This window comes from Collinsella tanakaei (assembly GCF_016902615.1).
Lineage (GTDB): Bacteria > Actinomycetota > Coriobacteriia > Coriobacteriales > Coriobacteriaceae > Collinsella > Collinsella tanakaei_A.
Map to the genome: position 1 here is coordinate 74,989 of NZ_JACJMB010000007.1, position 24,906 is coordinate 99,894.

The following is a 24,906-nucleotide window of genomic DNA, read 5'->3' on the forward strand; positions in this document are numbered from 1 at the left end:
AGAGCCCTGTATTCTCACCGCATCACAGATTGGCACCCGGCACTGCATAGCATGAACCGATCAACCGCTGGGGGTTTGGCCCAACAATCGGTGTGCATGGCTCCAATCTGCCTCAGGGCCATGCACCAACACTCAGGTTCACGGGCCCCGCAGAAAAGGCTGAAACCAGGGCAACCGATTACTCGCGAACGTGCATCACCTTGGATGGAGTGTTGTTGACCAAATGCAAGCGGTGAGCTTGTCCCTCCTCCGATATGCAATACATCGATGAGATACGAGCGCTCAATGAGAGAACGTCAGGACACCCGCGGCGGCTTTAGATACATCAATCTAGAACACGAAGCTCAGATCTATCACTTATTGTGGAGTAGTCATCCGACAGAATGGTGTCAAACAAAAGTGCCCGGTGTTTCACGTGAAACACCGGGCACCCACTTACGCAAGAGGTTGCTTTCGGGCCATGCCGTCAGCGCGCGGAAGCTTGACGGAAGGCTTATGGAGGAGCCTGAAGTCGTAAATCTCTCTATGACCATAGCCCCCAGGCAAATCGATACTATGAACGTCATACAGTTCGAATCCGCAAAGGCGAGCAGCCTTGCGACCACGCTCCACCTCGTCCTCGTCAGGATTGCCCTTGGACACCAAGAGCTGACCGCCCCGCTGAAGCAGCGGGGCCGCATACTCAAGTAGGATGGGCAACTGAGCTAAAGCACGTGCAACCACCACATCAGCCTCGGCGCGATGCGACTGGGCAAAGGTTTCCAGCCGATCATGCACCGCAGTAAGGTTGGAAAGGCCCAACTGCCCAATTATCGCGTTAACTGCTTTGACCTTCTTCCCCACTGAGTCCAAGAGGACACCATGCTGTCCGGTGATAATGCCAAGAGGCACACCGGGGAACCCAGCTCCCGTTCCCATATCGACAAAGGAGAACTGCTCGACGGCAAGAAAAGGAATCAGGGTCAGCGAATCAAGGATGTGGAGCGTCAGGGCATCCTCAAGATCAGTAATGCGCGTGAGATTGATATAGCTGTTGATCTGATCAACATACAGCAGATGCTCGATGCAAGCCGCCACTTGAGCACAGGACATCTCGACCCCAATCCCCTGGGCCAAGTCATTCAGACGAGAGCAGAGAGACTCCATGCGGTCAGGTGAAATCTCAAGCGGCTGAAGCACAATGGATCGAGCAGAAGACTCAGTCATAAGACACTCCAATTAAGAAGAAACTGACAGAAATCAGTGTAGCAAGAACTTCAGACAAAAAAGAGGGACGCACGAACCGTACGTCCCTCTCAACATCGCAATCGTCAAACGTTAGCGAAGCGTGATGACAACGCGCCTCTCAGGATCGGAACCCTCGGAGTGAGTGTCCACCCGAGCATTATCGCGGAGCGCGATGTGTACCAGGCGGCGCTCATAGGCAGACATCGGGGGCAGCGATACAGACATGTGCTGGCGCACCGCGCGGGAAGCGGCGGAGTGAGCCATGGAGATGACCTTGTCATGTCGACGGCTCTTGTACCCCTCAACATCAACCGCGACGGGGTAGCGGAAGCCCAGCTTACGGCTCACCAGAAGCGAGAACAGCGTCTGCAGCGACTCGAGCGTCTTGCCATGGCGGCCGATGAGCACCGCAAGATCAGGAGCGGTAACGTCGAGAATCAGCTCGCCCTCATCGCCATCGTACTCATCAATGGGAGAATCCTGGGCGTCAAAATAGAACAGCAGGTCGCGAAGGACAGACACCGCGAGGTCGGCAATGGTGTCGAGCTCTTCGTCAGTCAGCGCCTCGCCGGCCTTATAACGCGCAGCAAGCTGAGCGTACTCGCCCGTAACCTCCTCAGTTTTCTCGTGAAGCTCTTCAGACATCTTACACTCCATTAGTTAGGTACCTAATAACAGTCAGCACTACTTCTTCTTGTGCGGACGCTGCTTGCGCTCGCGACGCACGACGTCGACCTCGATGGGCGCATTAGCCATGCGCTCCTCCTCCTCGGCCTTCGCCTTGTCGATGACGCGCTGGGTCACGAACAGCTGCTGGACGACCTGCCAAGCAGAAGAGACGTCGTAATACAGAAGAACACCGGCGGGCAGGCCCCAGCCGACCCACAGCATCATGACGGTCATGACGACCGCGGTCATGCGCATGGTAGACGCCTGCTGGCCCGTCTGGTTGCGGGACATCCACAGCTGCGGGATGAGCGTAAGGACCGCGAACAGGATCAGAGCGATCAGATACGGCGCGGAGACGGCCAGGCCCTCACCGAAGGTGCCCGCAGGGGTAGCCTGAAGATCGGGCAGGATGTTGTAGAACGAGAAGTTCTCACCGGAAAAGTACTGGGGAAGGTTCCTCAGCAGCGTGAAGAGCGCGAACAGGATCGGCATCTGGATAAGCAAGGGCAGGCAGCCGCCGAAGGGGTTGAACTTGTTCTCGGAGTAGAACTTCTGCATCTCCTCGGCCTGACGCTGCGGGTCGTCAGCGTAGCGCTCCTGGATCTCCATCATCTTGGGCTGCAGGACCTGCATGCGCGCCGTCGATTTGGACGATTTGACCATGAGCGGCGTCAGGAGCAGACGGATGATGACCACCAGGATGATGATCGAAAGGCCCCAGTCGACCGCAAAACCCTGAATGAGCTTGAGAATCTGGAAGAGAATGTTGACTATCCAGTCCCACATGTGAAATTACCTCCGAATGTTGCAAGCGCCGTGTTACGGCACGGGGTCGTATCCGCCGTCGTGAAGCGGATTGCAGCGCAAAATGCGCCGTAATCCCAACCAGCACCCCTTGAGCAGGCCGTATTTCTGAATGGCCTCGAGGGTGTACTGAGAGCACGACGGGATGTAGATGCAGGCGTTGGGCAGCATCGGCGAGATGGTGCGTTGGTAAAAGCGCACCGCTGCAACGCCCAGGCGTCGCGGCAGGTGCGCAAGAACATTAGCTTTGTTGTCCATCTAAGCCTGCCCGTGTGCACAGCGATGTAAGGGCGGCCTGCAGCTCGCATGGAGAAGCTGTTCGCGATCGATTCGTCGCGAACAGGATGACGTCATACCCGTCGCGAGGGAACTCGCAGGCACGGGCAGCCTCACGCAAAACGCGCTTCGAGCGGTTGCGCACGACGGCGCAACCAAGGCGCTTTGCAGCAACGAAGGCGACCCGCCCGGGATCGCCTTCGTTGACGGATTCGCATGCGATCATACGCATCAGAGGATGCTTGTAGCTTCTCCCCTGGTGAAAGACGCGCTCGAATTCCAAGCGAGACTTTATCGTCCTCATGCGAGAAGCATTGTCTTAGTTATCGCTAACGGTAAGACGCTTGCGGCCCTTGGCACGACGACGGGCGAGCACGGCGCGACCGCCCTTGGTGGCCATACGGGCGCGGAAGCCGTGGGTCTTGGCGCGCTTACGCTTGTTAGGCTGATACGTACGCTTCATGGTTGACATCCTCCTGCTGCAATTTAGTGCTGTTTGCACGGTATAGACACGTGAGCTTGAAGATTGTAGGGAAAATGGAACGACGATGTCAATAAATGCAAGCTAAATGTACGTATTCCCTTCATCTCAGCGCATGAACTACATACTGGCCCACCCAACGATTTCAGACCTTTCAGAAGCTTTCACCGACTTTTCCACAGGCCAGATGGAAAGTGTTAATAACTTTTCATCCGTTTTCGATACTTTTCAACAAGTTGGGAAAAGTTGTTGAAAGCTGCAAAACCTCTCGCAACAAGCTGATATGCTTGTGCCACCGCGCCCCTTCGAAGATTGCGACTCCGCCCATGTCTGACGATTTCTACCCTTTTGTTGACTCCGGGGATCCCGCCCCGGACAACGCGCACCTCACTGGGCGCGTCGATAACGCCGAAGGAGATATCGCCAGGTCGGAGCGCGCAGACGCGCCGGACGGTGCGACGGCGCAGGTCAGCTACGCCACCCGCATCGCCATCTATGACGATATGTTTTCCACACCGCGGGTCATCGTGATCGCGCCGCAGGACGTCAGGACCTACCTTGAGGAAATCACCAACACCGTCTACCGCTGCATGAAGGAGCAGGGCGGCGGCATCTCCCTCATGGTTATCCGCGAGATCGTGGAAAACTTCATCCACGCAAACTTCGTCGAGCCCATCATCTCCATCCTGGATGACGGCAACACCATCCGCTTCGCCGACCAGGGCCCGGGCATCGACGACAAGGAACGGGCTTTCGAGTTCGGCGTCACGAGCGCCGACCGCAACCAGAAGCGCTATATCCGCGGAACCGGCGCGGGGTTCCCCATGGTCCAGCAGTACCTGGAGCATGCCGGCGGAGCCGTTTCGATCGAGGACAACCTCCATCAGGGCACGGTGGTCACCGTGTCGATCGACCCCGCACGCGTCGCCGAGATCGAGCGGGCGGGCGCCCGCGGCGGCGCGGTACGCGGAGCGCACGAGCAGGCAACCATACCGACGGGCGCAGCCATGCCGGCCACCGGCGCGGCGCCCTCGGCACCCACGCAGCCAGGAGCACCCTACGCGGCGCAGATGGCGCCCGCAGGCACACCTGAGTACGGTACGCAGATGCCAGGGCCGGGCGCTGGCCCCGATATGGGATACGCGGCTGCGGCCGGCATGGGCGCCTATGGCATGCAGGCGCCCGCAGCCGCCCCACAGCAAGCAGGCCTCTACGCCCCCTATCCGCAGCAGGGATGGCCTTGGGCGTCCCAGCAGCCAGCGGCGTGGCAGAACCCGTCCGGTTGGCCCGCCTACCAGCTAAATCCCTGGGGGCAAGCACCCGGTGCGCCCTGGGGCGGCCAAGGGCAGGCGCAAGCATATCCTCCCCTAGCGCAGTCGCAGCCGGTGCCGGCCACCGAGCCGTTTGTGTCTGAACGCGGAGCGCTTGCCATTAGGTTTCTCGTCGAGCACGGCAGCTGCGGCCCGACGGACCTTGCAGGCGCCTTCGGATCCTCGGCTCCAACGTGGTCACGCGAACTCGAGGGGCTCGGCCAGGCTGGGTTGGTTATCAAACGGGGCCAGAAGCGCTTTTTGACCGACGCCGGTCGGGCCTGGGCGCAGGCGCACCTTTCGTAGAGAGAGTCGGTGAAGTATGGATAACGAGGCACGTTTGCTGCTCGACGACGTCATCGCGTTCTGCCAGCGCGACGGCATGGACACGCGGCTTATCAACATGCTCGCGAGCGCACGGGCGACCGAGTTCACCGAGGACTCCCTCACCATCGAGGCGCCGAGCCGATTCGCCTATTCGTACCTGGTGAAACAGCGTCAGATTATCGAACGATACCTCGAGGAGATCGCGTTCGCGCCGTTGGCGCTGAACGTCTGCGTGCCGCAGGTTGCCGCCGGTACGCCCACCTCGCGCACCGAACCCGTCCAGGCACAGGGCGCCGAGGACGGACAGCGCGCGGCCGTGACTCCGATGGCACAGACGCAGACCGTTCCGGTGGCAGACGCCACTCCGAGCCCCATGGAGCGCACCATCGCCGCCCATGGGGGCGCGCCGGCTGCCCATAGCGGCCCCATGCTCGCCACCGATGCGTCCGCCGACGCGCGGGTGAATGTCAACAACACGATCTCCCCCGACCAGTTCAAGCGCATGATGGCGGACCTCAAAGCGGGCGGGGCGGCGCCGGCAGAGCGCACGCACGCGCCACAGGCCGCGCCCGAGCCTGCCGCCGAGACCCCGGAGGACTCCTACCCCGCTGTCGGCATCAACGCGAAGTACACGTTCGAGAACTTCGTCTTCGGCGACGAGAACAAGCACGCCTATCAGAGCGCCGTGCGCTTCGCCGCCTTCGCCGACGAGCCGGGTCAATGCACAAGCCTGTTCATCTACGGCAACTCAGGTCTGGGCAAAACCCACCTTCTGTTCGCCATCAAGAACTACCTGGCCGCCGAGAAGCCCTACATCAGGGTGAAGTACGCCAACAGCCAGGCCTATATCGACGACTACATGCGCGACCTCGGCGCCCAGCGCGGTCCGGGCGAACCCATCATGCGCGAGTACCGCGCCGCCGACGTCCTCATCATCGACGACATCCAGAACATCATCGGGCGTCAGGCGTCCATCGAGTTCTTCTTCCAGCTCGTGGACGAGTTCATCCGCGAGAACAAGAAGATCGTCATCGCGAGCGACCGCGCGCCCAAGAAGCTCGGCATGGACGAACGCCTGACCAGCCGCTTCAACTCAGGCATGCTGTGCCTCGTCTCCGAACCGGGCTTCGAGATGAAGTACGCGATCCTCAAGAACTACTACGAGCACACCATCCTGGGCTCCGCCGCGCGCCCGCTCGGGGGCGCGACCTCGTCGCTGCTCGACGGCATCGGTCTCGAAGAAGGGCACCTCACCGACGACCACCTGCGCCACATGGCCGAGATCTCGGGCAACAACATCCGCGAGCTCGAAAGCTTCTGCGAGCGCTGTGCCGGTCTCTCCTACGAGAAGGAGCAGGCGGGCGGCGAGCTCACCGCGAGCGACATCGACGCGATCGCCGACGAGTACTTCGACACCGCGCACAAGGTCGTGCGCGTCGACACCGTCCAGAGCGTCGTCGAGGAGTTCTATCATGTAAGCCACGAGGACATGATCGGCCGCAAGCGCTCGAAGAACATCGCGTTCCCCCGCCATGTCGCCGTCTACCTCACCAACACGCTCTGCGAGATGTCGCTCAAGGCCGTCGGGTCGGCCTTCGGGCGCGATCACACCACCGTCATCCACAGCCTGGAGGTCGTGGAGACCAAGATGAAGGAGGACGCTCGTTTCAACGAGGAGCTGCAGCAACTCAAGAACATCATCCTGATCAAGTCATAGCCTGTGGAAAACCGGGGGATTACGAAGGGAAAAAGTGTTGGAAGATGGCAAGGGCACGGGGACAAGCGCAGGGGCGCAGGAGCTCTGTTGAAAACCGGGTATGTTATCCACAGCGCCCTCTCAACAAATCCACCGGCTCCAAGCAGGGGATTTGGCAGTCATCCACACCGTCAACGACCTTATTACTATTGTTAGATAGATATATATAGAGAAAGATATAAAAGGAAGGACCGCAAGGACATGAGATTCACCGTCAGCCAGCCGGCACTCTCCGAAGCACTCGGCATCGTCATGAAGGGCGTCGCGAGCGCGAGCACACTCCCCATCCTCTCAGGCGTCCTCATCAAGGCCGCCGACGGTGTCCTTGAGTTCCAGACATCGAACTACACCATCTCGATCCGCCACCGCGTCGCCGCGCGCGTGGAGGAAGAGGGCGAGACGGTGATCCCGTGCAAGATGCTCTCCAACATCACCAAGACGCTGCCGGATTCCCCCGTGTCGTTCGAGGTCGTCGAGCGCCAGGTCTCCATCACGTGCGAGAAGAGCTCATTCCGCCTGAACACGCTCGATCCGACCGACTTCCCCGAGTTCCCCACGCTCGCGCTCGAGCGTTCCGTGGAGCTGCCGTGCGACATCCTGTCCGAGATGGTGTCGCGCGTGTGGCGCGTGACCTCGACCGACAAGAACCGCCCGGTTCTCAACGGCGTGTACATGACGGTGGAGAACAACACTGTGCGCCTCGTGGCCACGGACTCCTATCGTCTGGCGGTGTGCGACACGCAGGTCGAGACCTCCTCGCTCGAGGGGAGCTTCGAGCTGAACGTGCCCGCCGAGGCGTTCAACGACGCGCTGAACATCATGGGCGGCCAGGGCACCATCATGGTCGGCTCCACCGACACGCAGGTCGTGTTCGCCGCCGGCAACACCACGTACGTGTCGCGCCGCATCGAGGGCAACTACCCCAACTACAAGGCGCTGCTGCCCGCGACCTGCGCGACGACCGTGAAAATCGACGTCGACGCCTTCTCGGCCGCGCTCAAGCGCGTGGCGGTCGTGGCGCAGGCGAACTCCGCGGTGAAGTTCGAGATCTCGGCGGAGACCAGCACGATGGGCCTATCCGCCATCTCCAACGATCAGGACCAGGCGCAGGAGACCGTGGATGTCGAGGTCGAGGGCGCATCCGGCATCATCGCGTTCAACTACCACTACATCTTCGGCTGCCTGAACGTGCTGTCGCATGAGAAGGAACTCACCCTCGAGCTGCAGAGCTACAGCCAGGCCGGCATCTTCAAGAGCTACGACAAGATCAACTACCTGTACCTGGTCATGCCGGTGCGCATCTAGAAGTACCTGTAGGCAGCACGGCGCTGTCCTCTTCCGGGACGGGGTTGTTCGGTGCCATCTGGCACCGAACAACCCCGTCCCGGAAGAGGACAGCGGAAAGACGGATGGGGAAAGGGGACCGGTGGGCATCTTTGCGCGAACGCTGACGGCGCAGAATTACCGCAGCTACATCTCGTTCGAGCTTGCGCTCGACGAGGGCGTGACCGTGCTGGTCGGTCCGAACGCGGCGGGCAAGACGAATCTCGTGGAGGCCATCCAGCTGCTCACGGCGGGCCAGTCGTTTCGCCGCCCCTCCCCCGTCGACCTCGTGCACGACGGGGCGACGCGCGCCCAGGCGAGCCTGCGGCTCGAGGGCGATGGCCGTCTGGTCGATATCGGCCTCACCTCCGAGCGCGGGCGCCGCTCGTTCACGAAAAACGGCAAGCGCGTGACCGCGTCAGGCGTGCGCGGCATCCTGCCGAGCGTGCTGTTCTGTCCCGACCACCTCGATATGGTGAAGCGGTCCGCGTCGGTGCGCCGTGCGGCACTCGACGACTTCGGCGTGCAGCTGAACGAGAGCTACGCGCAGCTCGTATCGAGCTACGAGCGGACGCTCGAGCAGCGCAACAACCTCCTCAAGGACCGATTCACCTCGCGTGACCTGCTCGCCGCTTGGGACGATGCGCTCGTCTCCGCCGGCGCTGCGGTACTCGTCCACCGCATCGCCCTGCTGGAGCGCGTGCGAACGCGTCTGATCGAGGCGTATCGCACGATTGCTCCACGTGAAACCATTGACGTGCGCTACCGCGCATCGATCGGCGGCATCACGGCCGATGAGGCAAAGGACCGTGATGCGGTCATGACGCGGATCGCCGACGCGCTCGCCGAGACGGCTGACGAGGAAGCGCGCCGCGGCCTCACGCTCGTCGGTCCGCACCGTGACGAGATCGTCTTCATGATCGATGGACGCGACGCCCGCTCCTTTGCGAGCCAGGGGCAGCAGCGCAGCCTCGTGCTGGCGTGGAAGATCGCCGAGGTCGAGGTGACGCAGGACATCCTCGGCCGCTATCCGATTCTTCTTCTGGACGACGTGATGAGCGAGCTCGACGAGCGTCGCCGCGAGGCGATCATGCGGCTCATTGCCGGTGAGATCCAGACGGTTATCACCACGACGAACCTGGGGTATTTCTCTTCCGACATCCTCGATGGTGCAAAGGTGGTGCATATCGGTGAAGCGGTCTGATCGCGCCGGCGAGACGCATTCCCTCTCTGAGTTCCTGCCCATCGAGCGCCGCCGCATCATGGATGGGGCCACCCCGCAGCGCCGCGAGCAGATGCGCGCCGCCGAGACGAGCCATGATGTCTACCGCGCGTGGAACGAGGTGTGCGGGGGCACGCGCGAGGGCGCGCATGTGACCGGGCTGCACTACGTTCCCGAATCGAACGAGCTGATCGTGTACGTGGACGGTGCGACCTGGGTGAGCGAACTCACGATGATGCGCGAGATCATTCGCGCGCGCATGTACCGCCGCGGCGTGAACGTCGACGACATCAAGGTGAAGCGCTCGCGCGAGGGCTATGAGCGCCGGTTCCACCCAAGCGCAGCCGCCGCGCCCACCGCCCACGAGAAGAAGACTCCGCCGCCCGCGACGCCGCTCGATGCTCAGGCCGAGCGCGAACTCGACGCGCAGGTCTTGCCGATTTCCGACACAAAACTGCGACAAGCCCTCAAAAACGCCATGAAAGCGAGTTTTGAGCACAAAATCTCAACCGAGGGTCCAAAAACGTCGTAGATGGCGTCTGGTGGTCTTGTAGGGGTATTTGAACCCTGATGAGATACCCTAGCAATTCATCTAAAATATTGAACGTTAATGACGCTTCTTGTGACTAAGGAGATGTGCGTGGCGAAAAAGAACGAATACGACGGCAGCGAAATTAAGATTCTCGAGGGTCTTGAAGCCGTCCGCAAGCGCCCGGGCATGTACATCGGCTCGACGAGCTCGAGTGGTCTGCATCACCTCGTGTGGGAGATCGTCGACAACTCCGTCGACGAGGCCATGGCTGGTTTCTGTACCAAGATCGAGGTGACGGTGCACCCGGACAACTCGGTCACGGTCGTGGACAACGGCCGCGGCATCCCTGTGGACAAGCATCCCGTGAAGAAGATCCCGACGCTCGAGGTCGTTATGACCATCCTGCACGCCGGCGGCAAGTTCGACAACTCAGCCTACAAGGTGTCCGGCGGCCTGCACGGTGTCGGCGTGTCGGTCGTGAACGCGCTCTCGAAGAAGATGGTGGTCCAGGTTCGCCGCGACGGCAAGATCTACGAGATGCAGTTCGCCCGCGGCAAGACCACGCAGAAGATGATCGAGGTCGGCACGTCCAAAACGACGGGCACCACCACGACGTTCTGGCCGGATGACGAGATCTTCGAGACGACCGTCTACGACTACGATACCCTGCGCAACCGCCTGCAGGAGACAGCGTTTCTGAACAAGAACCTGAAGATCGTCCTGACCGACGAGCGCGAGCTCGCCCCGCGCGTCGACGAGTTCTGCTACGCCGGCGGTATCGTGGACTTCGTGAAGTTCCTGAACGAGGGCAAGGACATTCCCGACGGCCTGAAGAAGCCCATCTACCTGTCCGGCGCCTCCGAGCCCGGTCTTCCGGTAGACCGCACCGGCGAGGTCGAGATCGCGATGCAGTGGAACACCTCGTACTCCGAGACGGTCATGAGCTTCGCAAACGACATCTACACCCCCGAGGGCGGCATGCATCTCGAGGGCTTCCGCACCGCGCTGACCTCCGTCATCAACGACTACGCCCGCAAGCAGAACATCCTGAAGGAGAAGGACGCGAACCTGACCGGCGACGACGTCCGCGAGGGCCTCGCCGCCGTCATCTCCGTCAAGCTCGCCGACCCGCAGTTCGAGGGCCAGACGAAGGCGAAGCTCGGCAGCTCCTTCATGCGCACGCTTGTGCGCAAGGTGGTCTCCGATGGCCTGACGGACTACCTCGAGGAGCATCCGAAGCAGGCCCGCGAGATCATCAAGAAGGCCCAGCAGGCCTCCAAGGCGCGCAACGCCGCCCGCAAGGCGCGCGAGGCCACGCGCCGCAAGAGCCTGCTCGAGACCGCCAGCCTGCCAGGCAAGCTGGCCGACTGCTCGGTGCGCGATGCCGAGATGACCGAGCTCTTCATCGTCGAGGGCGACTCTGCAGGCGGTTCGGCGAAAGATGGCCGCCGCCGCGACATCCAGGCAATCCTGCCCCTGCGCGGCAAGATCTTGAACGTCGAGCGCGTGGGCGACCACCGTGCCTTCTCGTCGGACACCATCCAGTCGCTCATCACGGCTATCGGCTGCGGCGTGACGACCGGCAGCGGCGACGGCGGCGACTTCGATATCACGAAGGCCCGCTACCACAAGATCATCATCATGACGGATGCAGACGTCGACGGCGCCCACATCCGTATCCTGCTGCTCACGTTCTTCTACAAGTACATGCGTCCGCTGATCGATGCGGGCTACGTGTACGTGGCGTGCCCGCCGATCTTCGGCATCAAGGTGCGCAACAAGATCCATTACGTCTATCCCAACGGCCGCCAGCCCGAGGAGGAGATCCTGCGCGACACCATCAAGAGCCTGGGTCTCAACCCCGACGAGGCGGAGGACGAGGCTGCCGGTGGCAAGATCACCAAGAAGCGCCGCGGCTACACCGTCCAGCGCTACAAGGGTCTGGGTGAGATGGATCCTAAGCAGCTCGCGTCGACGACGATGGACCCCAAGACGCGCATCCTGCAGCGCGTGACTATCGAGGACGCCGCCGTGGCCGACCGCGCGGTGCGCGAGCTCATGGGCAACCAGGTGGAGTACCGCCGCGAGTACATCGAGAAGCACGCCCACGACGCGCGCTTCCTCGACGCTTAAGCGCACTGCCGGCCGCATAGGTGCCGGGAGCGCTGCTCTTGGTGTCTCTGCGGCCGGCGCGACCTGCGCACGCGAGATGGTAAACGATGGTGACGCGGGCCTGCCCCCAGACGTCACCAACAGGAGGTAGTACGTGGCAGACGATATGAACAACACGCCGGGCGCCGGCGATGAGGGCACCGAGGGCCTGCCTGAGGATCTCAAGCGCCTGCTTGCCCGCGCCGAGACGCAAAACGACGACGGCGAGACCATCGGGTACGACCCGGACGCCGATGACGATGAGGAAGAGGAGGAGGACGGCGAGCTCGAGGAGAGCTTCGGCACCGTCGACCGCGGCGAGGCCGCGGGAGAGGACATCAACGGCGGCCAGCTCCAGATCTCGGAGTTCGGCCACGAGATGAAGCAGTCCTTCATCGAGTACTCGATGTCGGTCATCACCGCGCGCGCCCTGCCGGATGTGCGCGACGGCCTGAAGCCGGTCCACCGCCGCATCCTCTACGCCATGAACGAGTCGGGCATCTATCCGAACCGCCCGCACAAGAAGAGTGCGTGGACGGTCGGCGAGGTTATCGGTAAATACCACCCGCACGGTGACTCCGCGGTGTACGACACCATGGTTCGCCTGGCGCAGTGGTTCTCCATGCGCACCCCGCTGATCGACGGTCACGGCAACTTCGGCAACATCGACGGCGACTCCGCGGCGGCCATGCGTTACACCGAGAGCCGCCTGGCGAAGCCCGCCATGGAGCTGCTGCGCGACCTGCAGAAGGATACCGTCGACTGGCAGCCCAACTACGACGAGTCGCTCGCCGAGCCGCAGGTCCTGCCCGCGCGCTTCCCGAACCTGCTCGTCAACGGTTCCTCGGGCATCGCGGTCGGCATGGCGACGAACATCCCGCCGCATAACCTCTCGGAGGCCATCGAGGCCACGTGCATGCTCATCGACAACCCCGATGCGACGACCGATGAGCTCATGACGGTCATGCCCGGCCCGGACTTCCCCACCGGCGCCCGCATCATGGGTTCCGACGGCATCCGCCAGGCCTACGAGACCGGGCGCGGCTCCATTACCGTGCGCGCGAAGGCGCATGTGGAGTCCACGAAGACCGGCCGCAACCGCCTTGTGTTCACCGAGATTCCCTATCAGGTGAACAAGGGCAACCTCCAGGAGAAGATCGCCCAGCTCGTGAACGAGAAGCGCATCGAGGGCATCTCCGACATGCGCGACGAGTCCACGCAGAAGGGCATCCGTCTTGTCATCGAGCTCAAGAAGGGCGTCATCCCGCAGGTCGTCCTCAACAACCTGTACAAGTACACCTCGCTGCAGAACACGTTCGGCGTGAACAACCTTGCGCTCGTGAACGGCGTGCCCAAGTGCCTGAGCCTGCGCGAGATGCTGCGCTGCTACATCGACCATCAGGTCGACGTGGTGACCCGTCGCACGCGCTTCGACCTCAAGAAGGCCCAGGCCCGCGCACACATCCTCGAGGGCTACCTCATGGCGCTCGACCATATCGACGAGGTTATCTCCATCATCCGCTCCTCGCGCACCGACGCCGAGGCGAGCCAGCGCCTGATCGAGCGCTTCGGGTTCACCCCGGAGCAGACGACGGCCATCCTCGAGATGAAGCTGCGCCGCCTGACCGGCCTGGAGCGCGACAAGATCCAGGAGGAGCTCGACGGTTTGCGTCGCGCGATCGCCTACTACGAGGACCTGCTGGCGCATGAGGAGAAGATCCTCGGCGTCATCAAGGAGGAGATGCGTGAGATCTCCCGCAAGTTCGGCGACAAGCGCCGCACCGAGATCTGCGCCGCCGAGCGCGATCTGGACGTGGAGGACCTCATCGCCGATGAGGACATGGTCGTCACCATCACGCACACCGGCTACGTGAAGCGCATCCCGGTGGCCGCCTACCGCGCGCAGAAGCGCGGCGGCAAGGGCGTGACCGGCGCGAACCTGAAAGAGGACGACGTCATTGAGGAGATGTTCATCGCGAGCACCCATGAGTACGTGCTGTTCTTCTCCAACCGCGGCAAGGTGTACCGCCTGAAGGTCCACGAGCTGCCGGTCGGAACGCGCCAGGCGCGTGGCACCGCGATCGTGAACCTGCTGCCCTTCGAGGACGGCGAGAAGATCGCGAGCGTCATCTCCTGCCGCGAGTTCCCCGACGACGAGTACCTCATGTTCGCCACGGCGAGCGGCATGGTGAAGAAGACCGTCATGAGCGCGTACGATCGCAGCCGCCGCGACGGCATCATCGCCATCAACCTCAAGGCGGGCGACGACCTGCTCGACGTGCGCCGCGTGCGCGAGGGCGACAAGGTCATCCTCGCCACGACGGCCGGCAAGGCGATCATGTTCAATGAGGACCAGGTGCGCGCCACCGGTCGCGACACGAGCGGTGTGCGCGGCATCACCATGAAGGGCGACACGACGGTGCTCGGCATGGAGATCTCCAACGGGCGCGGTGACCTGTTCGTGATCACCGAGCGCGGCTACGGCAAGCGCACCCCGGTTGCCGACTACCCCGAGCAGAACCGCGGCGGCCAGGGCGTCTACACCATCCAGATGACCGATAAGAAGGGCAATCTGGCGGCGATGAAGACGGTCGGCCCGCAGCACGAGCTGTTCATCATCACCGAGGGCGCCACGGTCATCCGTGTGAAGACCGACGAGATCTCGAAGACCGGCCGTGCCACCCAGGGCGTCAAGATGATGACGGTGGCCGACGGCGATCGCGTGACCGCCGTGGCGCGCATGACGAGCGCCAAGAAGAAGCCGAAGGCCCCCGCGGTGGCTGAGGGCCAGGAGTCGCTCGATCTGGCGGCAGCTGGCGCTATGGACGCTCCCAACGAGGAGGATCACGTGGACATCGGCAGCGGTGACGAGGCGCTCGAGGACCTGATGGACGAGTAGCGTGCTCTCCCCTCTCGCTGAGCTTGACAGGGCCGGAATCCCATTCGGGTTCCGGCCCTGCTTTGTCTCCATCGGGGACGGGGCAGTTTGAGGACACCCTGCGCCCGGATGGGCGCAGGGTGTCCTCAAACTGCCCCGTCCCCGATGGAGACAACGGCTGCACCACGGCTGATGTATGACCGAATCACTGCAGGTCACGGGTGCGTCAAGACCTTTTGACGAGTCGGTCGCACCGATTCGCATCCGATGTCGGGGGCTTTTGATGGTACGATGCGCCCCGTCATGGAATGCTGCGGGTTGAACCTGGTTGGCCGAAGATCTGGAAGGAGGGGGCCGTGGAGATCGGGAACCACATCAGGGCGCACCGCACCGAGGCGGGCATGTCCCAGGACGATTTGGCGGCGCGCGTGTACGTTTCGCGCCAGACGATCAGCTCGTGGGAAAACGACAAGACCTACCCTGACGTTCAGAGCCTCCTGCTGCTCTCCGAGATCTTCGGCGTAACCGTTGACAGCCTAATCAAGGAGGATGTGGCGACCATGACGAAAGTGATCGATTCAGATGTCCGGACCATGAAGCGGTTGGCGTACGTGATGCTTGCGTTCATGGCGCTCACAGTCATCGCCGGCGGCTGGTTCACCTTCCAAGTGGCTGTCTGGGATTGGCCGCTCGATCACGCGCTTCCGACCATAGTCGTCGCGGTGTTGCTCTGGGGCATATCGATGTTCGCGGCCGTTTGGATCGACCGCATCAAGAAGCGCCATGACCTGATCACCTATAAGGAGATCCTTGCGTACTGGCGCGGAGAGTCCATCGATCGCGATACCGAGCGCGGCCGCCGCGAGCGCGCCATCCCTTCGTGGATGAAAGCCGTCCGTACGGTCGGCTGGACGCTTATCGCCCTGGCAATCGGGGCGTTTGTCGGCTTTCTCGTCTCAGGTGCCATCGATAGGCTGTTTGGATAAGCGCGGCACGCTCGACCACATACCGCGCCAGCGATTCGATATTGATTAAATCATCAGATGAATGAGAGCGCCCCGTTTCGCATGGTGTTCATGCGAAACGGGGCGCAGTGCTGCCGGGTGTTCCGGGCACGTTAGAAGTCGTCGGGAGTGACGGAGCGGGCGAACTCATCGAAGCGTTCGAGCTCCTTCTCCTTATCGTCTTCCGTTCGATACGAGATGCTGCCGGCACGGTTCATGACGTCATCCTCGACAAAGATGGGCGCATTGGTGCGGACGGCGAGTGCCAGCGCGTCGCTCGGGCGCGCATCGACATGCCGCTCTTCCCCACCGTTGTTCTCGAGCACGACGGATGCGTAGAACACCGGAACGTCCACGCGGTTGATCTCGATGCGCTCGAGCTTTCCGCCGAGCTTTTTGATTACGTCGAGCATCAGGTCGTGCGTGATGGGACGTGCGCCCTCTGAGCCCTCGATACCGCGGCTGACCGCCGCGGCCTCGTAAGAGCCCGTCTGAATGGAGAGCGCCCGCAGAGGAGCGTCCGAAGACCCCTCAGCACCGCGCTCGCGCAGCACGATGGCAGAGGGAACGGGGCCGGCGGCCATAATAATGGTCTCGATATCAACGCGAATCATTATGGCACCTCCTATGGCGTCGTGGTTTTGCCGAAATCCTATCCGGCTCTTACCGGTCTGTAATAGTACCCAAAACGGCACGTTGTCTCGGTCTCCGCTGCCTTTTTTCATGCCCTCAAAATTTTTTAAAAATAGTTGTTGACTCTCAAGACGGGTGCGCGCTAATATATTCCTCGCGCGATGGACCTGTAGCTCAGTTGGTTAGAGCGTCCGGCTGATAACCGGGAGGTCACAAGTTCGAATCTTGTCAGGTCCACCACTTCTTTTCGCAATAAACACCCCACCGAGAGCCGAGTCGCCGGTGGGGTGTTTATTACTAACGGGGGTTTAGCTCAGCTGGGAGAGCGCGGGCTTTGCAAGCCTGAGGTCAGGGGTTCGATCCCCCTAACCTCCACCATATGATTGATGACCTCGCTCCTGCGAGGTTTTTTCTTTTTGATAGATATGTTCCTTTGGGTATGGCCTCTCCCCTTCTTTCTGTAGAACTTCTTGGGTTGCGTCCTTGTGGGCACGTGGCGCGTCCATCGTCGCCGCTCATCGTCGCAATAAGAACGGGGTCCACGGGACCCCGAAAAACGACCTCACCAAATGCCGTATACGGCCATTTGAAGGCATAGTCCTACTCAGTGTCCACACCGGGACCAAGAAGGCCCTTAAATCCTGTTAGACGCTCCCAAACGCCAGCACTGGCCATCAAAACGACGCGATCGTGCGAACGACGGGTTTCGTCTTGGGCCTCCTTGGCAGCGCTCTGGGCGTTCTCGAGCGCGCACGAGAGTTCTTTGATCTGATCATCCTTCGTCTTCAGCTGAGCGTTCAGTCCCTCGATTTGAGCCTTCAGATCCTCGATACGCTCGCGGTAGACCGACACGATGGCTTCGATGTCGACCTGCGGCTGCTGTTCTTTGCCTTGGGTATCGTCGCCTGATTGACGCGACTCGGTGTTTTTGGTCAGGTAGTCCGCGAGCATGGATGCGCCCTCGGCATCGATGATAAGGGCTCCTCGTGCGCCATCAGGGCTCGCGTGACCCGATTCGCGCAAGCCGAGCTCCTTGACGGCTCGCATGACGGTCGATTTGCCGCGCCCCGTGGCGTCGGCAATCTCCTTGATGGTCGGCATCGCTTCTCCCCTTCCCTATCGGCTATCGCATCATGCGAATCGATCGCATGATTCAGTTCGCTTCAATGATTATACGGCCTTTGCGCCACGTGGTGCGTCCAAAACGATTCACGTGGAATAGACCTGGCTTGTTCATGATTTGAATCGGAGGAAACGAACCGTACTGATTCATGTTACGTGATGATTGGGCAATTGACTGAATGTGCACTGCCGATGCACCGACCCGGTAGCGCGATAGTTGGTTCGTCCGACGGAACGCACCTACCATTGCATCTTTCTGAATCGGTATAAGACCGCTTTGTTTTAATTGACGCGGTGGCTGAGTCGAATCGATGGGCAGGAGGATGAAATATATGCGGCGGCTGTTTGGTGTGGGACCGCATTGGTTGTCTTCTTATGAATCGATTGGATTGAGTCAAGCTCCGATATGGCATTCAATGTGTAGAGTGCGTCACTCTCCTGTTGTTATGAGGGCTACGTAGTCGTCTATCGAATTCGATGATGTTGTCTTCTGCGGTGTCTGGTCTTCTTCAGCCTAAAGAGGTTGCACTTGTGACTGCGTCAAACCACGCGTATGGGGATTTGTGATGGGGCGGACCCTGCACCAAAGCTAAATAGGTGCATCGAACCGCGTGCATTATTGAATTGATAGGAGCCAAGCGGCACAGGTCCAACTTGCTTTGCTTGTGGTCGCTCCAAGGAACACGAGCGGAATCGGTTATACGGCGCGTTGCTGGTGCGTTGCAGGCACAGTAGTTGGTGCAGATGGTACCTGATTCCATAAAGGTGAATCAGACGCGCTTCAATGGGGCGGATGCATCTGTTTGTGCACCAGTGACCCAGTCCATCAAATTCAAAAGCATCCTGTGAAAGCGAATCGGTTCAATCCTTTAGAAGGATTGCGGTTGCGTCTGGTGCGTTGGATGCGAACCGCGTGCCAACTCGCTGACCGAGTTGGCAATGCGCGTCATGGATTGGGTCTATGCGAATCCAAAGAGAGGTTGATTGCGTCTCACGACCGGTGCTCGCCTCGCCGCGTCCGCTCGAGAGCTGTGGGCGAGGCTTCCTGGGGCAAGCGTTCGCACCGCACGCTACACGGTGGCGCATCGCCGGCGGACGCTTGGGCGGTGGGTTACATAAAGTACCAATCCAGAGAGACAGTTCCTGACCGGATCGATCCCGCGGGTTAGAACCATATCTCGTGCTTAGAGCACGACTGCAAACAGCAACGCGTGTGAGATCGGTCGTATCGAGGGGCTTTGGTGCCGTCAGATGCAAGTAGGTGGCCGACATCGGTTTTGCGGGGCTGCCGTCACAGGAAGGCGGGAGACCTGTTCTGGAGCTTGGGCCGAGTCCGTCGTCCACACCATCTGCGCCTCGGCGTCAATCTGAACCATGATGCTGTGACACGACTCAATCAAATCGCACCAAATTGTTATTGGACCAGATTGAATCAGGTGTAGACCAATATAGTTGCAATAGGTAATCAACAGGTATTTTAAGCGATATCATCAAGACAAGATTGCGCCAAGAATACCGAATATGACCGAATCAAATAGATATGTACGACAGGCGCATTATCAGTGTGATGCGGTACGAGAATCGGAAAGGAAACTGCATCAAGGCGCAGTATCAGCGCCCGCGAGAATTGGTGAGCAACGTGCCATGAGAAGGGCTCACTCCGTCATGGAGAGAGGGTTGGAAAAGGGCGGGGGAGAGCCAAGTCGTGCGCTCCCATCGCGAGCTGCATCCTTCCGAAAAGTAAAGAGATGCGCGAAAGGTTTACAGGCGTGCCACACCCACCGGCCAAATCGGCCGTCGGGCGGTAAATGTCAAAAACATTGCCCTCATGAGGTACGATGCGAGTGGGTGCGCACGTTGTGCAAATCCACTCCGCAGCACGGAGTTTTATCGCGATGTATACATGCCAAGGGAAAGGTTCACGCAATGGCAGATGTACATGAGCTCCTCGACACATGGATTGCCAATGTCAAGGACGAGGAACTGCTCGCTGAGCTTACGCAGATGAAGGAGTCGGGCGACGAGGACGCCATCACCGACGCGTTCTTCCAGGATTTGGCGTTTGGCACCGCTGGCCTGCGCGGCACGATCGGCGCTGGCACCAACCGTATGAACATCTACACCGTCGGCCGCGCGACGCAGGGCTTCGCCAACTACCTGAACGCGACGTTTGAGAATCCTACGGTTGCCATCGCACGCGATAGCCGCAACAAGGGCGAGCTCTTCGTCAAGACGACCGCCTCGATCCTGGCTGCCAACGGCATCACTGCGTATGTGTACCCGAGGATCTCTCCGGTTCCGACCCTGTCCTGGGCTACCCGTTATCTCAAGTGCTCCGGCGGCATCTGCATGACCGCGAGCCATAACCCGGCGCCGTATAACGGCTACAAGGCCTATGGTCCCGACGGCTGCCAGATCACGAGCGAAGCTGCGGCTGCCATCTCCGCTGCTATGGAGGCTACAAACCCGTTTACCGACATCAAGATCATGGACTTCGATGAGGCTGTCGAGAAGGGCCTCGTCAAATGGATCGACGACTCCGTGCTCGACGCTTACTACGACGCCGTCGTGGACAAGTCGGTGAGCAACCTCACGCCCGAACAGGTTGCTGAGGCTCCGCTCAAGCTCGTGTACACTCCGCTCAACGGTACGGGTCTTATCCCGGTCACGACCGTCCTGAACAAGGTGGGCATCACCGACATCACCATCGTGCCCGAGCAGAAGGACCCGGATGGAAACTTCCCGACCTGCCCGTATCCGAATCCGGAGATCCGCGAGGCCATGCAGAAGGGTATCGATCTGTGCCAGGAGGTCAAGCCCGACCTGCTGCTCGCGACCGATCCGGATGCCGACCGCGTGGGCGTTGCCTGCGCCGACGGCGACGATTACACGCTGCTGACCGGCAACGAGATGGGCGTGCTGCTGCTCGACTACATCTGCAAGATGCGCGCGGAGCGCGGCGAGGACCTGTCCACCAAGGTCGCGGTGACCACGATCGTGTCCTCCGCCATGGTCGATGCGCTCGCCGAGGAGTACGGCTTCGAGCTTCGTCGTTGCCTGACCGGCTTCAAGTACATCGGTGACATCATCACCAGCTTGTCCGATGCGGGCGAGGTCGACCGCTTCATCTTCGGCTTCGAGGAGAGCTACGGCTACCTGTCCGGCGACCACGTGCGCGACAAGGACGCCGTGAACGCCTCCATGCTCATCTGCCAGATGGCTCAGTACTACAAGCTGCAGGGCATCAACCTGGTCCAGGCCATGCGTGCCCTGTACGAGAAGTACGGCTACTACCACAACAAGACCATCTCGCTGAGCTACCCGGGTGCCGACGGCGCTGCCAAGATGTCCGGCATCATGGCTGGTCTGCGCGAGAGCGCTCCGACCGAGATCGCAGGCGCTGCGGTCGAGGGCGTTGTGGACTATGAGACCGGCGTGAACGGCCTGCCCAAGGCGAACGTCATCGAGTTCGACCTTGCCGGTGGCGACAAAGCGATTGTCCGCCCGTCCGGTACCGAGCCCAAGATCAAGCTGTACATCTTTGCCAAGGGTGAGGATGCTGCAGCCGCTGACGCGCAGATTGATGCCATCGAGGCTGCCGGTCGTGAGCTTCTGAGCTAGAGGGCCGGTGTTCTTTATTACGCCATCGACTGCGTCATGAACCGAGTCAGACCAAACCGTTAGTGAAAAAGGGGAGTGCTTTCGAGCGCTCTCCTTTTATTTATATGGAGCGCGCGCAAGCGACATGGTGCTTGTCATACAGGCGCCGCGGTGGGGCAAGATGGCAGGGTTGATGGAGGGTCGGGCCTGCCCGAGATGCACGCTGTGAAGCGTGGGATGCCGATGGGTTGCGGGTGACCTTGACGGCGTGACCTACGACACGGCGGTCCACACCGCGGTCGTCACGGTCGTCTACAACGGCGACGGAACGCTGACGGCCACCGTCACCTATGACGGCTCCGGTCAGGCCCCGACGTTCGTCAACACCTACCAGCAGCCTTTCATTCCGGAGGAGCCCGGCACATCCAAGCCTGGCAAGCCCTCCTCGAGCATCCCGCAGACGGGCGATTATACGCTCGCCACGGTGGGCGGTATCGGCATCGCGGCCGTCGCCCTGATTGCGGCCGGCCTGTATCTGCGCCGTCGTACCAACCGCTAGCGGCTGTCCGTTGAGCGGAGCCGGATTGAATCCGGCTCCGCTCCTACGATTCCTTTCTCTTGATGCATCGCCCCCTGCGGGCTTTGCATAGTACCGCGCGATGCGTGGCGATGCGGGGCCGGCCCCAATCATCCGCCTGCCCGCACGGATCGGCCCGTCCCCTCCCGACCCGGGGCGTGGCCGCGTAATCCGGAAGCCGGTCCCGACCCCCGGCTCCGGTTTGGCCCGGCACCGACCCGACCCAGGTGCCGGGCTTTTTGTGTTTCGCTAGACAGCTTGTTGCCTTTATATGCTGATGAAGATGACGTTTCGTGGCGTCTAAGCAGAAGAGAAGACGGCGCCTCGGTCACTTGCGGATTCGTCTGATATGCATGTGACCGAGGCGCCGGCGGTTTGTCTTTTGTTTTGTGCCCCGCGCTAGACGGCACAGCTCCCCGACATCAGGCGAGCCCGCTTGATGCAGCGCGGTACGCGCTCACACAGAGCGTCGATGTCGGCATCGCATACATCGTCAGCAAGTGACAGGCGCAAGGTTCCGCGTGCCCATGCCGGGTCATCGATGCCCAGGGCGACGGCCACATGCGAAGGGTCGGTAGAGCCCGTGGAGCATGCCGATCCGGTGGCGGCGGCCACGCCGGCACGGTCGAGCAGGACCACGAGCAGCTCTCCGTCGACATCGCGAATCGCGAACGACGCGATGGAGGGGAGCCGCCACCCGGAATCGGGATCCCCGGTGTAGCGAACGTCGGGACAGGTATCGAGTACATGTTGTACAAGGCGGTCGCGCAGCTGCGCGACACGGGTGCGGCGGTCATCGAGGCCATCCAGCGCTTCTGCCAGCGCAGCTTCCATACCGATCGCGCCCGCGACGTTTTCCGTTCCCGCGCGCATGCCGCGCTCCTGTGCACCACCTTCGATAAACGGTGGGATGGAGAAGCTCTCGCGCAGGTAGAGGGCACCGACGCCGCGTGGTCCGTGGAACTTATGGGCGGAAAGCGAGAGGGCGTCGACACCCAGCGCATCCACGTCCACGGGGATGTGGCCGACGGCCTGCACGGCGTCGGTGTGCATCGGCACGCCGTGGGTGTGGGCGCGCGCCGCGAGCGCGGGGATATCCTCGATGGTCCCGACCTCGTTGTTGGCAAGCATGATGGACACGAGCGCGCAGCCGGGCGCGTCGATGCCCGCGGCATGTGAGGCTTCACGGGCATCGACGAGGGCGCGCTCAAGGTCATCGACGCGCACGTGGCCCATCTCATCAACGGGCAGCAGCACGATGCGTACCCCGTCGCGCTCAAGCGCGTCGCAGGCGTGCAGGATGGCGTGGTGCTCGATGACGCTGGTGATGATGCAGGTCGGTGCGGTCGTTCCGAATCGATCGCGATAGCGCTCGACGGCCCCGTGCAGGACCCAGTTGTCAGATTCGCTGCCGCCGCTGGTGAAATACAGCTCATGTGCGTTCGCACCGAGATGCTCCGCCATTTTTGCACGTGCAACCTCAAGCGCCTGCGCAGCTGCCTTGGCGATGCGATGGATGCCGCCGGGGTTGCCGAACTCAGTCGTGAGGTAGGGCATCATCGCCTGGAGCGCCGCAGGCGAGAGCGGTGTGGTGGCGGCGTTGTCGGCATAGATGTAGGGCTGGGACTCATCGGACATGATGCAAGGCACCTCTTTTGTTCATGTAGACGGCGAGGCCGCGTGCGTTAGCGGAGGAAGAACACCCACACGACGACCGCGATAACTACCAGGATCGCAACGATGGCGATAAGACGGCGCGTGCGCTTGCGGGCCCGCTCGCGCCGGGTGAAGATCGACTTGCCCCGTTTGGGAAGCTCGAGGTAGCGATCGTAGTGAAGCCTCGGCTTGCCACCTTCGCCACCAGCGGCTCCACGCTTGTCCTTGCCGCCCTTCGTCTGCGGCAGATACTCCGGATCGCCTTCAGCCACACCCATATGGACGCGCCTCGGCTTCTGCAGCTTGTCGAGCGTCACATAGCGCTCGCGCGTGACGTACGTCGTCTCGACATCGTCGATGGGCTCCTGGGTGATGTGTCTGGTTTCGTGACGGTACGCAGGTCGAGAGGGGGAGGGGCTCGCCGGCGGTGTTGCCGGTCCATGTTGCTCAGGGTATGGGGTGGGGAAGAGGTCCCCGGTCTGATCGCTCATGTGCTGCCTCAGAACAGATGCGGTACGTGACCTCATTGTACGGTTCGGTTGCCGCGCCGGCGAGGAATTAAGAAAACGCTCATGCGGAGCATGCATTGACCCTTCGCCGTCCAAGTGCGGGCTGAGGGGCCTCCGGCATGTCCTCCTCAAATATCTTAGTCAGTTAGACTTAGATTTGATGATATTGTGACGCTTAAAAAATCTCTATCGGGTTGAATACATCGTGGGGACGCGGGAATAACTAGAAGCGAACAAAGAAGTCAACGCGTCCCAAGGGGAGCGCGGACATCACTTAAAGGAGTGATTGATATGGCAAGCATGGTTCCTTATCGTTCGGTTTTCGGTCTTCGTCCGGCGACGTCTCTGCTCGATGCCTTCGATGACATGATGGATTTCGCCAACGCGCCGCTCGCGACCAAGGCGTTCCCGATCGATGTCGAGGACAAGGGTGACGGCTACGAGATCAAGGCCTACCTCACCGGTGTCAGCAAGGATGATATCGACGTCGAGCTCAACGAGGGTCGCCTGTCCATCGCCGTCAAGGTCGAGGACAAGGAGGAGGACAAGGGCAAGAACTACCTGCAGAAGGAGTTCACCTCCTACAGCGCGACCCGCGGCGTGTATCTGAAGGACGCCGCGTCCGAGGGCCTTTCCGCTCGCTACGCTGATGGCGTCCTGACCGTGAACGTCCCGAAGATCGTTGAGAAGAACAACGTTACGAAGATCGCCATCGACTAGCCTTCGCACGCATAGCTGACAGGGCTCAGCAAAAAGACTCGGCAGGGGACCGGAGCTTCGGCTTCGGCCCCCTTTGTGTCCTCATCGGGGACGGGGTAGTTTGGTGCCACAGGGGGCGCGGCCGCGCCC

Annotated in this window: 21 protein-coding genes and 2 tRNA genes; 13 read left to right on the forward strand and 10 right to left on the reverse strand. The window is 61.2% G+C overall.

Going from position 1 to position 24,906, the window contains the following annotated elements; all coding sequences use genetic code 11:
* Positions 1-435: 435 nt before the first annotated feature.
* From rsmG to rpmH, 6 genes are all read right to left on the reverse strand, one after another.
* Positions 436-1,206: a 16S rRNA (guanine(527)-N(7))-methyltransferase RsmG gene (gene rsmG / locus H6A21_RS03980; RefSeq protein ID WP_204560448.1), complete on the reverse strand. Its 771-nt coding sequence runs from the start codon at positions 1,204-1,206 to the stop codon at positions 436-438.
* A 111-nt stretch (positions 1,207-1,317) separates the two neighbouring features.
* Positions 1,318-1,872, reverse strand: coding sequence for a protein jag (locus tag H6A21_RS03985; RefSeq protein WP_239462640.1), 555 nt, complete (start codon positions 1,870-1,872; stop codon positions 1,318-1,320).
* A 39-nt stretch (positions 1,873-1,911) separates the two neighbouring features.
* On the reverse strand, positions 1,912-2,682 hold the full coding sequence (locus H6A21_RS03990) for a YidC/Oxa1 family membrane protein insertase (protein ID WP_204560452.1): 771 nt from the start codon (positions 2,680-2,682) through the stop codon (positions 1,912-1,914).
* Between the two features lie 33 nt (positions 2,683-2,715).
* Entirely contained in the window at positions 2,716-2,958 is a 243-nt protein-coding gene (gene yidD / locus H6A21_RS03995) for a membrane protein insertion efficiency factor YidD (protein ID WP_204560453.1), read from the reverse strand.
* Entirely contained in the window at positions 2,942-3,280 is a 339-nt protein-coding gene (rnpA, locus tag H6A21_RS04000; RefSeq protein WP_204560455.1) for a ribonuclease P protein component, read from the reverse strand. The genes yidD and rnpA overlap by 17 nt, the downstream gene beginning before the upstream one ends.
* 15 nt (positions 3,281-3,295) lie before the next feature.
* The gene (gene rpmH, locus H6A21_RS04005; RefSeq protein WP_085829682.1) at positions 3,296-3,439 is read right to left on the reverse strand and encodes a 50S ribosomal protein L34; all 144 of its coding nucleotides are present in this window, start codon (positions 3,437-3,439) and stop codon (positions 3,296-3,298) included.
* A 344-nt stretch (positions 3,440-3,783) separates the two neighbouring features.
* Between rpmH and H6A21_RS04010 the strand changes: the two genes are divergently transcribed.
* From H6A21_RS04010 to H6A21_RS04045, 8 genes are all read left to right on the forward strand, one after another.
* Positions 3,784-5,073: an ATP-binding protein gene (locus H6A21_RS04010; RefSeq protein ID WP_204560457.1), complete on the forward strand. Its 1,290-nt coding sequence runs from the start codon at positions 3,784-3,786 to the stop codon at positions 5,071-5,073.
* Positions 5,074-5,089: 16 nt separating this feature from the next.
* Positions 5,090-6,811: a DnaA ATPase domain-containing protein gene (locus tag H6A21_RS04015; protein ID WP_204560459.1), complete on the forward strand. Its 1,722-nt coding sequence runs from the start codon at positions 5,090-5,092 to the stop codon at positions 6,809-6,811.
* Positions 6,812-7,051: 240 nt separating this feature from the next.
* Positions 7,052-8,155, forward strand: a complete 1,104-nt coding sequence (dnaN, locus tag H6A21_RS04020) for a DNA polymerase III subunit beta (RefSeq protein WP_204560461.1) — start codon at positions 7,052-7,054, stop codon at positions 8,153-8,155.
* Between the two features lie 121 nt (positions 8,156-8,276).
* Positions 8,277-9,377: a DNA replication/repair protein RecF gene (gene recF / locus H6A21_RS04025; RefSeq protein WP_342636056.1), complete on the forward strand. Its 1,101-nt coding sequence runs from the start codon at positions 8,277-8,279 to the stop codon at positions 9,375-9,377.
* Positions 9,364-9,927 carry a DciA family protein gene (locus H6A21_RS04030; RefSeq protein ID WP_342636057.1) on the forward strand — a complete coding sequence of 188 codons (564 nt, stop codon included), beginning with the start codon at positions 9,364-9,366 and terminating at the stop codon, positions 9,925-9,927. Before recF ends, H6A21_RS04030 begins: the two co-directional genes overlap by 14 nt.
* Before the next feature lie 108 nt (positions 9,928-10,035).
* Complete coding sequence (gene gyrB / locus H6A21_RS04035; RefSeq protein WP_342589673.1) at positions 10,036-12,060, forward strand: DNA topoisomerase (ATP-hydrolyzing) subunit B; 2,025 nt, start codon at positions 10,036-10,038, stop codon at positions 12,058-12,060.
* A gap of 145 nt (positions 12,061-12,205) precedes the next feature.
* Positions 12,206-14,977: a DNA gyrase subunit A gene (gene gyrA / locus H6A21_RS04040; RefSeq protein WP_275052455.1), complete on the forward strand. Its 2,772-nt coding sequence runs from the start codon at positions 12,206-12,208 to the stop codon at positions 14,975-14,977.
* A gap of 335 nt (positions 14,978-15,312) precedes the next feature.
* Positions 15,313-15,942: a helix-turn-helix transcriptional regulator gene (locus H6A21_RS04045; protein WP_342636058.1), complete on the forward strand. Its 630-nt coding sequence runs from the start codon at positions 15,313-15,315 to the stop codon at positions 15,940-15,942.
* A gap of 131 nt (positions 15,943-16,073) precedes the next feature.
* Here the strand turns inward: H6A21_RS04045 and H6A21_RS04050 are convergent, their stop codons facing one another.
* Entirely contained in the window at positions 16,074-16,574 is a 501-nt protein-coding gene (locus tag H6A21_RS04050; protein WP_204560467.1) for a bifunctional nuclease family protein, read from the reverse strand.
* Between the two features lie 182 nt (positions 16,575-16,756).
* Between H6A21_RS04050 and H6A21_RS04055 the strand changes: the two genes are divergently transcribed.
* Positions 16,757-16,833 (forward strand) — tRNA-Ile (locus H6A21_RS04055).
* A 62-nt stretch (positions 16,834-16,895) separates the two neighbouring features.
* Positions 16,896-16,971 (forward strand) — tRNA-Ala (locus H6A21_RS04060).
* 222 nt (positions 16,972-17,193) lie between these two features.
* Here H6A21_RS04060 and H6A21_RS04065 read toward each other — a convergent pair.
* Entirely contained in the window at positions 17,194-17,694 is a 501-nt protein-coding gene (locus H6A21_RS04065; protein ID WP_204560469.1) for a hypothetical protein, read from the reverse strand.
* Positions 17,695-19,641: 1,947 nt separating this feature from the next.
* Between H6A21_RS04065 and H6A21_RS04070 the strand changes: the two genes are divergently transcribed.
* The gene (locus H6A21_RS04070) at positions 19,642-21,336 is read left to right on the forward strand and encodes a phospho-sugar mutase (RefSeq protein ID WP_204560470.1); all 1,695 of its coding nucleotides are present in this window, start codon (positions 19,642-19,644) and stop codon (positions 21,334-21,336) included.
* 211 nt (positions 21,337-21,547) lie between these two features.
* Positions 21,548-21,874 carry a Spy0128 family protein gene (locus H6A21_RS04075; protein WP_204560495.1) on the forward strand — a complete coding sequence of 109 codons (327 nt, stop codon included), beginning with the start codon at positions 21,548-21,550 and terminating at the stop codon, positions 21,872-21,874.
* Between the two features lie 417 nt (positions 21,875-22,291).
* On the opposite strand, the gene H6A21_RS04080 is transcribed toward H6A21_RS04075, so the two are convergent.
* Positions 22,292-23,530, reverse strand: coding sequence for a cysteine desulfurase family protein (locus tag H6A21_RS04080; protein WP_204560472.1), 1,239 nt, complete (start codon positions 23,528-23,530; stop codon positions 22,292-22,294).
* Between the two features lie 47 nt (positions 23,531-23,577).
* Positions 23,578-24,039, reverse strand: coding sequence for a hypothetical protein (locus H6A21_RS04085; protein WP_204560473.1), 462 nt, complete (start codon positions 24,037-24,039; stop codon positions 23,578-23,580).
* Between the two features lie 309 nt (positions 24,040-24,348).
* Between H6A21_RS04085 and H6A21_RS04090 the strand changes: the two genes are divergently transcribed.
* Positions 24,349-24,777, forward strand: a complete 429-nt coding sequence (locus tag H6A21_RS04090; RefSeq protein WP_204560475.1) for an Hsp20/alpha crystallin family protein — start codon at positions 24,349-24,351, stop codon at positions 24,775-24,777.
* The last annotated feature ends 129 nt before the right edge of the window (positions 24,778-24,906 follow it).